We start from the raw sequence: 12,696 nt of genomic DNA on the forward strand, positions 1-12,696 counted from the left end.
GTACCTACATTCATTCAGCGTAATAGGAAAAATAGTTAAAACACCTGCTGGTCTCTTATTTTCGGAAAATGGTCACAGAAAAATTTGATCGTCAGCGATAAACAAAAGGAGCCTCTGTGCTCCTTTTCCCGGATAAAGCCGACAGGAATTTCCGTCCGTTTGTCGAATAAGGAATCGGAACAACGGACAAAAGGAGAAGAGACAATGGATGCAAGAATTGTGGAGCTTACCCATGGGGCAGAAGAATATATAAAAGAAATCGCGGAGCTTTGGAGCGACAATGCAGCAGAAACCGCGGGTTGTGAATTGAATGAGGAAGAGAAGACAGCGGTTCAAGAACAAATCAAACAATATATGCAATCCAAATACGGTGCGGTATTCGCAGCGACGAATGAAAAACACCAGGCCGTTGGATACGCCATTGCTTCGCTGAAGCAAGATTTAGTCAGCAATACGCTGTACGGCCAAATCGATGAAATCTATGTGGCGCCGGAGTACCGAAGACAGAAAATGGCCGGAAAAATTGCGGCTGAATTGCTGAATTGGCTTGAGCGGAAGGATGTTTCATTTGTTCAAGTTTATGTTGACACAGATAATGAATCAGCTTTGGCATTTTGGGAAGAAATGGGCTTGGAAAGGGAGTTTTTTGTTCTCTCTAAGCATTAATTTTTTCACATACGACACCCCTGTAGGGTATTGTAACATAATGTACAAAAAAACGGCTGCTCTCTTATGATAATATAGAGGATATGAGACATAATGGAGATGATGAAATATGACTTGGCTTTTTGTGACGATGCTTATTCTCATGAGCCTTGTTAAACTAGTATTGACGTGCCTTCCATCCGGCGTCGTCGAATGGATTTCCGCCAAATTTGAAGTGCATTCAAAACTAAGCGGCGAAAATGCCGACGTAACGATCGGCGGAAAACGCCTCGAGGGCCAAGATAAAAAAGAAGTGATTCAGCATTTTAACGAAGCTATATTTATGGAGAAGTATTATATATACCCGGGGGACGAGCATTTATATTTACATCCTAAGGACAGCGGAACGCCTGTAGTCATCGACACGAAAAAAGGCAAAAAAGATGTAAGGCTGTGGATATTTGCCTACAATGACCGCGTCGATGTCGTCAAACAATACAAGAAGAAAGTCGTCGCGTACTGCCTGCAGTCTGATATTCTTCAAAAGAGGGCGGCTGGGGAACCTTCAAGCGTGTCTGGATAAAGCAGGACTTTTTAAAGCCTTTTTAAACAAAAAGGCTTTTTTCTTTTGTCTGTCAGGTGTTCTTTAATCAATCTGCATATAAAAAGAAAAACCCGAAGAATCGGGTTTAAAAATTGACTTTTACAGTAGTACCATCGTGGTACTTTATAGGTTCATCATCGTTAAATACATCTTTTAGTTTAATGTTGATATATTTTAAATCATCAGCATCGGAATCAAGGTACGGTACCACGATGTACCCTTCTTTTGCCACTTTTCCGTAGAAAGAACCAACACCGTTTTTATCCGGATTTTGAATCATATCCTCAGAGGAGACTTCAATTTGTTTTTTTGTATTGGTTGTAATTGCGTCTATGCCGTTAAACATAACGTTTTTATCCGATGTGTTTTCGGTATTATATGATATTTGAATCGTCAAAAACTTGTCGGTTTTGATGCCTTTTTGTTTCAAGAAATTCTTCCCGCTTTCTTGAAGATTGGATCTTTCAATAACTTTAACTTCATCAATTTTCATCTTTATCGGATCTAAGTCGAAGGTTTTGTTCACTTTTGCAATCTTTTTTAATGTCACTTTTGTTCCGTTGTCCTCTTTACTCCATTGCCCTATTTTTTCTAAAGGGCCATCTGTTTTCAATGAATCTTCACTGCTACTTTCTGTTTTGGCTGCGCTTTTTTGAGTTTTAGATGTTGATGTTTCGCTATTGCCGCAAGCAGCTAAAAGCATTGAGACGGTTAGTAACGCGATAAAAAAAGTAAAATATTTTTTCATTTTCTAAGCCCCTTAATCATCTTTTTATCTATATAAATCTTTAGGCTGTTTCTAATCGAATGCCTAAAAGGATCATCGTCCTGACGTCTCCCTTTTTCATTACAAATTTTCCATAATTACTATATCGACAAGATGAAGGATTCATTTAATATTTTCTCTTGAAATTTTCAAAACAACTGAGCATAAATACCTGTAAAAAAATCAGATGTGAATGAACAGATTTTTCGGCGATTATAGCGGTTGTTTTCCTTTTGGTTTTTACTGAGCGGCAATGGAAGAATAAATATGAAAAATTTCTTGTCGGTTATAACAATAATTGAAATAGGCTTTTTCAATAAATTATTTTGTTGACTGCCCGGTCAGCAAGAGTTGCAATTTTTACTAACCAATTGGCCGATTAATGGAAAAGGACTGAGTGATGTGCCTTTACAGCTTTATGATAAAGAGCAAATATTTGATGCCTGTTTAGCGGTTTTTGCCCGCCGCGGCTATTCAAAGACTTCGACGGGGATGCTTGCGGAAGCGGCCGGCGTCTCAAAGGCGCTGATTTTTCATCATTTCAAAAGCAAGAAAGATTTGTATCTCTCTTTGCTGGATTACTGTATTGATAAAGTGAAAACATACCTGTCAATCGATGACCTGTTACAATGCGGCGACTTTTTTGAAGCGAAAGAAAAGGCCAGCTTGGCGAAGATTGAGTTTTTCAAGAAGCATCCGGACGCTTATAAATTGACAATGGAGACGTTTCGCACGCCTCCTTCAGAGCTGAAGGAGGAAATTGCTGAAATGTATGGGGAACAATTTGCGATCAGAGACCGGCTGTGGAGAGAATTGTTTGCAAAGGTGCCTTTAAGGGAAGGGGTGGATCGCGAGGAAGCCTTCGAATTGATTATGCTGGCTAACGAACATTTTGAGCGGAAATTTTTGTCGGAAATAGCGGAAGACCGCGAGTTTGATGAGGACTATAACAGACGGCTCCTTGATGAGAGAAACCGCTTTTTGAACATGATTCGTTTTGGCATTGAACGATAAAAGGGGGATGCCTTATGAAAACGTATGTATTGGGCTTTCATGAGATTGATAAAGGGGATTTGCCTCTTGTCGGGGAAAAGGGCTTGAATCTCGGGGAATTATCAAAGATCGAAGGCGTCCGCGTACCCGCCGGCTTTTGTGTTACGACCGACGCTTATCAATCGATGGTCGGACAAAACGAGAAAATGAGCGAGCTGCTTGACAGGTTGTGCCAAGTAAAATTGAAAGATAAGGAGCAGATCGCAAAACTCAGCCAGGAGATACGCGATGAAATCGAAAACGTGAAGATCGACCGAGAGATCGAAGAAGCAATCAGGCTCTGTCACTCAAATCTTGGGGAGAATGAAGCATACGCCGTCCGTTCGAGCGCTACGGCTGAGGATTTGCCGAATGCTTCTTTTGCGGGACAGCAGGACAGCTATTTGAACATTATCGGGATAGAAGCGATTTTGCAGCATGTCACGAGATGCTGGGCATCCCTGTTTACAGAGCGGGCTGTGACTTACCGGATCCAACACCGCTTTGACCATCGCAAAGTCCAATTATCCGTCGTCATCCAGCAGATGGTTTTTCCTGAGGCGTCAGGAATTTTATTTACCGCTGATCCGGCCACATCCAACCGGAACGTGCTGTCCATCGATGCAAGCTTCGGCTTGGGGGAGGCGCTTGTTTCCGGACTTGTAACCGCAGACAACTATAAGGTTCGCGGAGGAAGGATCGCTGACAAAACGGTTTCTGCCAAAAAAACGGGGGTTTATGCACTGAAGGGCGGAGGTACGGAAGAACGGGGGATTGAAGACGAACGGCAAAACGTACAGGCGCTGGCTGATGAGCAGATCGTGCAGCTTGAGAGCATCGGCAGAATGATCGAGACCCATTTCGACTCGCCGCAGGATATCGAATGGTGTCTTGCTGATGATCTGTTTTATGTCGTGCAGAGCCGCCCGATTACAACATTGTTTCCGATTCCGGAAAAAAGCGACGGACGACTTCGCGTCTATGTGTCGGTAGGCCACCAGCAGATGATGACAGAACCGATCAATCCGCTCGGGATATCGCTTTTCAGCATGCTTTCGGAATACGAATTGAGCCACGCCGGCGGGAGGCTGTTTATCGATTTATCGCATGATTTGGCGTCAGCAGCCGGACGGAAAATCGTCCTCGCTGCGTTGGGCAAAAACGATCCGCTGATGCACAATGCGCTTACAAATGTAATCAAAAGAAAGGAGCTTGTGAAATCACTTCCAAAAGGCAAACGGATGTTCAAATTCGGCGCTGAAGGATTTTCCTGGTCACTGCCGGCTGACATGGTCAAGGTGTACCGGAAAAACGACATAGGGATCGCCAAGCGGCTTATTTCCAAAGCCGAGGCGTCCATAAAAACCGCTGAGCGGAACTTGCAGCATGTCTCCGGAGATGAGCTGTTTGAAGCCTTGTTGGAGGATCAAAAAGAGCTCAAGAACGTTCTCCATGATAAAGAGAGCATGGCCGTTATTATGGTCGGGATTTTTGCGGCGTATTGGATCAATAAAAAAATGGAGAAATGGCTCGGAGAAAAGAGCGCGGCCGACGCGCTTTCGCAATCAGTGCCGAACAATATCACGTCAGAGATGGGGCTGGCGCTGCTTGATGTAGCAGATGCGGTCAGACAATATCCTGAAGTGCTTGACTATTTGAAACACCCGAACGATGCCGCCTTTTTTGAAGATCTCGAAAAGCTGGAGGGGGGAGCTGACGCCAGTGCAGCTTTCCGGGAGTTTCTTGATCAATACGGCATGCGCTGCACGGGTGAGATCGACATTACGAAAACGCGGTGGAGCGAACGGCCGTCCGCGCTCATTCCATTGATTGAAAGCAATATCAAACATTTCGAGCCGGGGGCGCGAACGGCCAAGTTTGAACAAGGAAAACTCAAGGCCGACCAAAAGGAGAAAGACTTGTTAAGCCGTTTGGAAAAGTTAAAAGGAGGCAGACAAAAAGCGAAAAAAACAAAGAAAATGATCAGTGTTTTGCGCAATTACATCGGCTATCGCGAATATCCAAAGTATGCACTGATCAAACGCTTCTTTATTTATAAAAAAGCTTTGCTGAAAGAAGCTGCCGTTTTGGAGAAAAAGAAGCTCATCAAAGCGAAGGAGGATGTCTATTATTTATCCTTTGACGAATTCCGGAACGCCGTTCGAACGGGGAGCCTCGATTACCGGATCATTGAAGAGCGAAAGGCCGCATACCAACACTATGAGAAACTGACGCCTCCGCGGTTGATGACATCCGAAGGGGAAGTCATTTTCGGCGAATACAACAGCGGACATCTTCCGGAAGGAGCCTTGGCGGGCATCCCGGTTTCCGCAGGCGTTATCGAAGGAAGGGCGCGGGTCGTGTTAAAAATGGAGGAAGCCGATATAGAGGAGGGGGATATCCTCGTAACGGCGTTTACGGATCCGAGCTGGACGCCGTTGTTTGTATCTGTAAAAGGCTTGGTGACTGAGGTCGGCGGGCTCATGACCCACGGCGCTGTCATCGCGCGGGAATACGGGCTCCCGGCCGTCGTCGGGGTTGAGCATGGGACGAAAGAAATTAAAGACGGCCAGAGGATCAGGATTAATGGTTCTGAAGGGTATGTTAAAATTTTGGAATGATTTGAAGTTGAAACGACTGCAGCTCAGGATTCTTTTCGAAAAACCTGAGCGTTTTTTTATTCCCCAGGCAATTTAGGCGCCGCCCAATTATGCGAAGACAATCACCCAATAAGGGGGAGGATAAGTATAATATTGAAAAAAATACAGATGAGGAGCGGAGAATGTTGTATGTTTACCAGCCTTTACAGGCGTATCCGCGGCAATATTATAATCCTTACTCGTATCCTGGCGCTTTTCCCGGAGGATCACCATATACCTCCTATGGCCCCTCTTCTCTTTTTAACTCTCCGTGTTTCAGAGAGTGTATAAGAAGCGGAGCCGATCATTATTTCTGCTGCTATATATGCGGTTTCTGTTAAGCCGGAGAAGCAGGGTTCTCTTTTCAGTCATCACATTCCAGCAATTCTTTAAGAACGACGGCATGGTTGTGGAGCTCGTCCTTGGCGCCGTAAAGCAAAACAACGCGCTCATTTTTCATCATGTCTCTTAATTCCTTTAACTTCGCCTGTTTTTCATCGTCCTGTCTGATTTCTTCTTGATAGGCTTCTTTAAACTGTTCAAATTTCTCCGGATCATGTTGAAACCATTTTCTTAATGAAGGGCTTGGGGCGATTTCTTTCATCCATTCGTCAAGACGGGCATCTTCTTTGGAAATTCCGCGCGGCCAGACGCGGTCAATTAAAATTCTGCGGCCTTCCAACCGGGGATGTTCGTTATAAATCCGCTGCAAAACGATCGGCATTTGCTCCATCTCCTTTTATTGGCTTTAGCCGAAACAACCGGCATGATAAAGGGCTTCTCACGCTGATGCCCGAGGAAGCCCTTTGGCTTTTATTCGATCGAGCTTTTTTGGGCGCTGTACATTTCCGCTACACTTTCATCAATTTCATCCCTCGACATCTGCCGCGCTTTTTCGGCTCTGCCGTAGCCGATTTCGAGCCTTCCTTCTTTCAGCCCTTTGAAAATGGCATCGGCAAAATCATCGACCGGGGCTCCGAAGTCGTGCAGGCCGACTCCGCCCAGATCCGTATTGACCGCCGGAGGAGCTACTTCAATAACCTGAACGGCGGTTTCGGAAAGCTGGTGCCTTAAGCTCATCGTAAAGGAGTGAAGAGCGGCCTTTGTCGACGAGTATATCGGCGCGATCGCCATCGGCGTAAAGGCGAGCCCTGACGTGACATTGATAATCGCGGCGTCTGTTTTCTTTCCGGCGAAATATGGAGCAAACAGCATGGCAAGGTGGAGCGGGGCCTCCAAATTGACGGCGATTTCTTTACTGTAGCGGGCCCAGTTGTCTTTTGCATCGGTTTTTAATATGTGGTAGCGCTGCTGGATTCCTGCGTTATTCACAAGTACGTTGACCTGGGGATGATGTTCAGTTACCCATTCAAACAGCGCAATGCGTTCAGCCTCAACCGTTACATCGCATACACGCGTAATAATGTCCGGAAATTTTCGCTTTGCTTCTTCAAGCTTCTTTTCGCGTCTTCCGCATATAATGACCGTATTTCCGGCACGAACGAAGCGTTCGGCAAAAGCGAGTCCGATTCCTGAGGCTCCGCCTGTGATCAGTATTGTATTTCCCGACAGTTCCATTCAAATCCCTCATTTCTTTTAAATGCTTCTCCTGTATACTATGATGATCGAAATATTCGCAGACTGCAAGTCTTGGCATAGACGGGGGAAACGCTTCCATTATTATTGAATCATGAAGGGAGTGGAATGAAATGTCAAAAATCACAGTGGAAACCTGTTATGGATCGTTGAAAGGAACCGTACAAAACGGTGTCCGCATATGGAAGGGCATCCCTTATGCGAAGCCTCCTGTCGGTGAATGGAGATTTAAAGCCCCGCAGGAAGTTGATCCATGGGAGGGCGTCAGGGATGCAACTGAATTCGGCCCCATCTGCCCCCAGCCCGAAGGTTTATTGTTCCAGTCACTGGAGAAGGTGGAGAAGTCTGAGGACTGCCTTTACTTAAATGTGTTTGCGCCAAACTCGCCCGGCGGGAACCGGCCGGTGATGGTATGGATTCACGGCGGCGCGTTTTATCTCGGTGCAGGCAGCGAGCCGTTGTATGACGGATCACACCTTGCATCTCATGGCGATGTCATTGTAGTGACGATCAATTACCGTCTCGGTCCGTTTGGATTTTTGCACCTTTCTTCTGTCAATGAATCCTACAGCGATAATCTCGGTCTCCTTGACCAAATAGCCGCGCTGAAATGGGTGAAGGAAAACATTTCTTTCTTCGGAGGAAATCCCGAGAATGTAACCGTTTTTGGGGAATCGGCCGGCGCGATGAGCATTGCTTCCCTCATGGCGATGCCGGGAGCAAAAGGCTTGTTCCAAAAAGCGATCATGCAAAGCGGTGCTTCCGAAACCATTCCAAAGGAAAGAGCAAACCTTGCGGCAGATGCGTTTCTAAACATACTAAACATCGATCCGGACCATTCCGAACGGCTTCATGACGTAACTGCCAAAGAGCTTCTTGACGCAACGGATGAGCTTCGCGATGTAATGGAAGAAAATATTTTTCAATTGCTGTTTATGCCGGTCGTTGACGGGAAGACGCTGCCGCTGGAGCCTGTATCAGCCGTTGCACAAGGAGCAGCGGACGGCATCAAGTTGTTAATCGGGACAAACCGGGATGAAGGCGTGTTGTTTTTCACGCCGGAGTCAGAGATATTGCCCGGGCAAAAAAAGGTTGAGATTCTGAGAGAACATGTAGGCGACGAATTGGCGAAATCTGTTGCCGAATGGTATCCGGAATCATTGGAAGGCCAAATCAACATGATGACAGACATCTTTTTTTGGCGTCCTGCCGTTTTGTTTGCCGCCGGGCAGTCGGCGCATTCGCCTGTATGGATGTACCGGTTTGACTGGCATTCCGATCATCCGCCGTTCCACAAAGCGGCACACGGATTGGACATCCCTTTTGTATTCGGCAACATTGATTTCCTCGAAATGATCACGAATACGAAAGCAAGCGAAGAAACAAAACAGCTTTCGCAACATATGCAAGCTACATGGCTGTCATTTGCACATACGGGAAGTCCGTGTACTGAAGCCGCAAACTGGCCGAACTACAATGAAGAAACGCGAAAAACGCTTATTTTCAATACATCCATTTCAATAGAAGAAGATCCCGATGCCGAGAAAAGAAAAAAGTTGATGGCATGATGCCAACCTCCCTCTCGGTGAGGGAGGTTCTCGATCATCCGCTTTGCTGATACCGTTCATGTTGAATTTGCTCCAAAGATTTTCCGCGCGTCTCCGGAGCCATGAGAAGGCCGATGATCATATGAATGGCGAGAAATACGATCATCACGCTTCCGGCCGTTTTAAAGCCGAGTGCGGTGATCATAGCCGGAACGACTAATGAAATCAAGCCGACGCCGATTCGTACGATAAAGAACATAAAGCCTTGGGCCATCGCTCTGTATTTCGTATGAAACAGCTCCGCCGCCCATAATCCGTAAAAGGCCTGCGCGCCAAAGCCGGCGGCAACTCCCCAGAGGCTGACGAACGATAAAAGCTCCGCCATTCTCATGTTCCCGAAGGTGAGAATGATCCATGCAGCCGTCCCCATTGCTGCACCGATGCCGAACAATCGCTTTCTGTTCGCTTTATCCCCTAAACGAATAAAGACAACATATGTGGCTGCTACCGTCAATATCCATAAAAACGCTTGCAGCAAATTGGCCTGGGCAGCCGTTAAGCCGCCGACCGTTTCATAAATATAAGGCATAAAATAGCCCATTGTGCCGGCGACAAGGTTCCAGAAAGCATAAATACCGATCAACAGAACCATTGCATGAAGGTTTGCTTTATTCGTAAACAGCTCTTTAATAGACGCCTTTTCATCCATTCCTTTCGCTTTGTCCTTCTGTTTTTGTTCTTCCCAGATGGCAGATTCATGAATTTGCTGCTGCAAAATCCACGTTATGATTGCGACGACGAATAATTGGGCAAAAATCAGCCGGCTCCCCAATAAGCCGAGCGGCGCCAATGCAACGGACAATAGCAGGGTGACGGCGGGGCCGATTGACCATGCGAACTGCCCCCAGCCGACGCGCGCGGCCCGCTCATGATCGGGAGCTTCCTCGGCGATATACGTCCAGGCCGCAGGTATGGCCGCTCCCACCGCAATCCCCGTTACGATGTAGCCCGTTAACAGCATAGGAAAGTTAAACGATGCCGCAATCAATAAAACCCCCAGCATATAGACGAGGAGATTATATTTATATACGAATTTGCGTCCGTACCGATCGACTAAATAACCCCCGATCAAGGCGCCGATTGCAGCTCCAAACCCATTTGTGCTTAAGGCGCCGAGAAGCCCGACCTTCGCGTCGTTCAACCCCAGGTATTCGACCCATAAAGACAGACCGCCTGCCCCGGCGACAATTGACCCGGCTTCCAGATAATTGGACATCGCAACCGTTATCGTAGATTTTAAACTGCCATTCTTTCTACCTCCCATATTTCTTCCCCTTTCAAAGCTGTTGTCTTTTTAGGCGGCAGAAGACAAACGAATATTGTAAACGCTTACTTTTTTCCGCGCATGAGCGCGCCTGCAATTCAGATCACCCCCTCTCCCAAATTTTATTTCTAACATAACCTTATTCTTAAAACGGAAATAAATCAACATAAAATTTTGAATTTTTGTTTGTGTTATTTTGTTTTTGTTTGTTTTGGGCTTGTAAACAAAGAATAGCAGGAAAGCAATATTTTAAGTAAAAATGGAACTTTTCCATGGGAGGAATCAGCATCTTGACTTGCTTTTTAAAAATATCCTGAAAAGCGGCGGGATGGACGTTTTATTGATTACTGCCATGCGTATTGATTGCATGATTAATTAGCCATCCGTATCCTAAAGATAAGATCATAGCAACAATAAGAACTAAATCGGCACGTGCCGCAGTACATAAAACGGCCCGGGTCTGAAAAGAAAATATGGAGGAAAAACAAAATGGAACTAGGCATCAGCACCTTTGTAGAAACAACCCCGGACATAAAGACGGGAAAAGTGAAAAGCCATGCAGAGCGGCTGCGCGAGGTCGTTGAGGAGATCGTTCTTGCCGATCAGGTCGGGCTGGATGTATTCGGCGTGGGAGAGCATCACCGCGAAGATTATGCGGCTTCTTCTCCCGCTGTCGTGTTGGCTGCGGCGGCCCGCGAGACGAAGAGGATCAGGCTGACAAGCGCGGTTACAGTGCTTTCATCAGATGATCCCGTACGCGTCTTCCAGGATTTTGCCACGCTCGACGGGCTTTCAAACGGACGGGCGGAAATCATGGCCGGCAGGGGATCTTTCATCGAATCGTTCCCCCTGTTCGGCTATGATTTAGATGATTATGATGAGCTGTTTGAAGAGAAGCTTGATTTGCTCTTAAAGCTGCAAAAGTCGGAGAGGGTAACGTGGAGCGGCAAGCATCGTCCGGCCATTCAAAATTTGGGGGTATATCCGCGGCCTGTCCAGGACCCGCTGCCTGTATGGATCGGGAGCGGGGGAAACCAGGAATCCGTCGTTCGCGCGGGGCTGCTCGGCCTGCCGCTCGTCCTTGCCATCATCGGAGGGAGTCCGCTTCACTTTGCTCCGCTTGTTGAGCTTTATCAAAAAGCGGCCGAGCATGCGGGGCATGACGCTTCAAAGCTCCAAGTCGCCTCTCATTCACACGGATTTATTGCCGAGGATACGGAGACGGCTGCCGAACAGTTTTTCCCTTCGACTCAGCAGGCGATGAATACGCTCGCCCGTGAGCGCGGCTGGGGGCCGTATACCCGTTCAAGCTTTGATGCTGCACGAAGCTTTGAAGGAGCGCTTTATGTCGGGGATCCTGAGACCGTAGCTGAAAAAATCATTCATCTTCGGAAACATGTAGGGATCACAAGGTTTATGCTCCATGTGCCGGTTGGATCGATGCCGCATGAAGAAGTCATGAAGGCGATTGAGCTTTTTGGAAAGGAAACGGCGCCGCGCGTCAGGGAGGAAGTGTCTCGCTGGGAAGCGGCGCAATAAGTACGAGGCCCGCATATTGTGCGGGCCGCTTTATTTCATGTAATGCTTTTTAAAATCGGGATGGATCGAAAATTTGCGGCGCAGATTGATGAGGTTTTCCCCGAAGCTTTCCTCCAGTACGCCGCGATGCTTCGCCATGATTTCCATGAGGTACAGATCGTGGATCATCACTTCCGTAATCGGCATCACCAGGCCTACGTGCATCGTCCAAGCGGCGCGGCTGTCTTTCCCCTGCGAGACGATGCCTGCTACGACTTCAGAATCGTCTACGCTGAATACAAGCCACCGGCCGTCATACTCTTCTGTAATCTCGCGGCTCCTGTCATGCAGGTATACGTTCGCGAAATCTGCCTCAATGCCGCCGTAGGCGATAATCGTAACGATGACGCCTTTATCTGCGGCTTGTTTCAGTTCTGATTCAATTTCTTTAAAATCCTCTTTCCAAATTTCCAGAAGAATTCTTTTTTGGGCGGATAGAATGCACGCCTTTACTTTATCGAGGATTTCGCTTCGTCCTGTAATGTTCCAAATATTTTCGCGGTCGTTTGCAGAACGCTCGAACTTCTCGAAATATTTTTCAGCCTGTTCAAACGTCTCCTCCGCTTTTAAGCGGCGGTTTTTAATGAGCTCTTTGGCAGGTACGGGAATGTACTGCGGCGTGTTGCCGTAGCTCACAAAAATATCCCCGCGAATCACAAGGCTTTCCAGGACTTCGTATATTTTTGAGCGCGGGACGCCGGATTTTTTTGCCACTGCATAGCCTGTCAGCGGAGATTCTTCTAATAAAGCGAGGTATGCTTTTGATTCATATTCGGTGAAATTCAGGTTTTTTAATATTTCTAAAATGTTATCTTTCATAGATCCTCCTCACGTCAAGGAATAGTCGCTACCTTTGTAACTCATATTTTAGCCGGACGTATTGATTTTTTTCAAGCGCACTGATACACTTTTTAAGTAGTTACTCAGGTAGTCACTATAAAAATATCGTGTATGGAGGGAGAACA

General features: G+C 46.7%; 11 protein-coding genes. 6 read left to right on the forward strand and 5 right to left on the reverse strand.

Features of this window, described 5'->3' with window-relative positions:
• The first annotated feature begins 204 nt into the window (after positions 1–204).
• Positions 205–666, forward strand: coding sequence for a GNAT family N-acetyltransferase (locus NSQ39_RS03810; protein ID WP_046132137.1), 462 nt, complete (start codon positions 205–207; stop codon positions 664–666).
• A 109-nt stretch (positions 667–775) separates the two neighbouring features.
• Entirely contained in the window at positions 776–1,228 is a 453-nt protein-coding gene (locus NSQ39_RS03815; protein ID WP_046132015.1) for a YfmQ family protein, read from the forward strand.
• Positions 1,229–1,334: 106 nt separating this feature from the next.
• On the opposite strand, the gene NSQ39_RS03820 is transcribed toward NSQ39_RS03815, so the two are convergent.
• Positions 1,335–1,997, reverse strand: a complete 663-nt coding sequence (locus tag NSQ39_RS03820; protein ID WP_046132014.1) for a hypothetical protein — start codon at positions 1,995–1,997, stop codon at positions 1,335–1,337.
• A gap of 420 nt (positions 1,998–2,417) precedes the next feature.
• Between NSQ39_RS03820 and NSQ39_RS03825 the strand changes: the two genes are divergently transcribed.
• Both NSQ39_RS03825 and ppsA read left to right on the forward strand, forming a co-directional pair.
• The gene (locus NSQ39_RS03825; protein ID WP_046132013.1) at positions 2,418–3,029 is read left to right on the forward strand and encodes a TetR/AcrR family transcriptional regulator; all 612 of its coding nucleotides are present in this window, start codon (positions 2,418–2,420) and stop codon (positions 3,027–3,029) included.
• 14 nt (positions 3,030–3,043) lie between these two features.
• The gene (gene ppsA, locus NSQ39_RS03830; RefSeq protein WP_175075851.1) at positions 3,044–5,668 is read left to right on the forward strand and encodes a phosphoenolpyruvate synthase; all 2,625 of its coding nucleotides are present in this window, start codon (positions 3,044–3,046) and stop codon (positions 5,666–5,668) included.
• A gap of 382 nt (positions 5,669–6,050) precedes the next feature.
• Here the strand turns inward: ppsA and NSQ39_RS03835 are convergent, their stop codons facing one another.
• Complete coding sequence (locus tag NSQ39_RS03835; RefSeq protein WP_046132011.1) at positions 6,051–6,410, reverse strand: DUF488 domain-containing protein; 360 nt, start codon at positions 6,408–6,410, stop codon at positions 6,051–6,053.
• 89 nt (positions 6,411–6,499) lie between these two features.
• Entirely contained in the window at positions 6,500–7,264 is a 765-nt protein-coding gene (locus tag NSQ39_RS03840; RefSeq protein WP_046132010.1) for an SDR family oxidoreductase, read from the reverse strand.
• Positions 7,265–7,395: 131 nt separating this feature from the next.
• On the opposite strand from NSQ39_RS03840, the gene NSQ39_RS03845 reads away from it, so the two are divergent.
• Positions 7,396–8,850, forward strand: coding sequence for a carboxylesterase/lipase family protein (locus NSQ39_RS03845; RefSeq protein WP_175075852.1), 1,455 nt, complete (start codon positions 7,396–7,398; stop codon positions 8,848–8,850).
• Positions 8,851–8,884: 34 nt separating this feature from the next.
• On the opposite strand, the gene NSQ39_RS03850 is transcribed toward NSQ39_RS03845, so the two are convergent.
• Entirely contained in the window at positions 8,885–10,153 is a 1,269-nt protein-coding gene (locus NSQ39_RS03850) for an MFS transporter (RefSeq protein ID WP_175075853.1), read from the reverse strand.
• Between the two features lie 489 nt (positions 10,154–10,642).
• On the opposite strand from NSQ39_RS03850, the gene NSQ39_RS03855 reads away from it, so the two are divergent.
• Complete coding sequence (locus NSQ39_RS03855) at positions 10,643–11,692, forward strand: LLM class flavin-dependent oxidoreductase (protein WP_046132007.1); 1,050 nt, start codon at positions 10,643–10,645, stop codon at positions 11,690–11,692.
• 30 nt (positions 11,693–11,722) lie between these two features.
• On the opposite strand, the gene NSQ39_RS03860 is transcribed toward NSQ39_RS03855, so the two are convergent.
• Positions 11,723–12,550, reverse strand: a complete 828-nt coding sequence (locus NSQ39_RS03860) for a TrmB family transcriptional regulator (RefSeq protein WP_175075854.1) — start codon at positions 12,548–12,550, stop codon at positions 11,723–11,725.
• Between the last annotated feature and the right edge of the window lie 146 nt (positions 12,551–12,696).

The organism is Bacillus sp. FSL W8-0848, from assembly GCF_038007805.1.
In the GTDB taxonomy this organism is placed as follows: domain Bacteria; phylum Bacillota; class Bacilli; order Bacillales; family Bacillaceae; genus Bacillus; species Bacillus glycinifermentans.

What these genes read in the sequence shown, in the direction of transcription:
- NSQ39_RS03810 (WP_046132137.1), top strand. Translation starts at nt 205, where the DNA reads ATGGATGCAAGAATTGTGGAGCTTACCCATGGGGCAGAAGAATATATA.
- NSQ39_RS03815 (WP_046132015.1), top strand. Translation starts at nt 776, where the DNA reads ATGACTTGGCTTTTTGTGACGATGCTTATTCTCATGAGCCTTGTTAAA.
- NSQ39_RS03820 (WP_046132014.1), bottom strand. Translation starts at nt 1,997, where the DNA reads ATGAAAAAATATTTTACTTTTTTTATCGCGTTACTAACCGTCTCAATG.
- ppsA (WP_175075851.1), top strand. Translation starts at nt 3,044, where the DNA reads ATGAAAACGTATGTATTGGGCTTTCATGAGATTGATAAAGGGGATTTG.
- NSQ39_RS03835 (WP_046132011.1), bottom strand. Translation starts at nt 6,410, where the DNA reads ATGCCGATCGTTTTGCAGCGGATTTATAACGAACATCCCCGGTTGGAA.
- NSQ39_RS03840 (WP_046132010.1), bottom strand. Translation starts at nt 7,264, where the DNA reads ATGGAACTGTCGGGAAATACAATACTGATCACAGGCGGAGCCTCAGGA.
- NSQ39_RS03845 (WP_175075852.1), top strand. Translation starts at nt 7,396, where the DNA reads ATGTCAAAAATCACAGTGGAAACCTGTTATGGATCGTTGAAAGGAACC.
- NSQ39_RS03850 (WP_175075853.1), bottom strand. Translation starts at nt 10,153, where the DNA reads ATGGGAGGTAGAAAGAATGGCAGTTTAAAATCTACGATAACGGTTGCG.
- NSQ39_RS03855 (WP_046132007.1), top strand. Translation starts at nt 10,643, where the DNA reads ATGGAACTAGGCATCAGCACCTTTGTAGAAACAACCCCGGACATAAAG.
- NSQ39_RS03860 (WP_175075854.1), bottom strand. Translation starts at nt 12,550, where the DNA reads ATGAAAGATAACATTTTAGAAATATTAAAAAACCTGAATTTCACCGAA.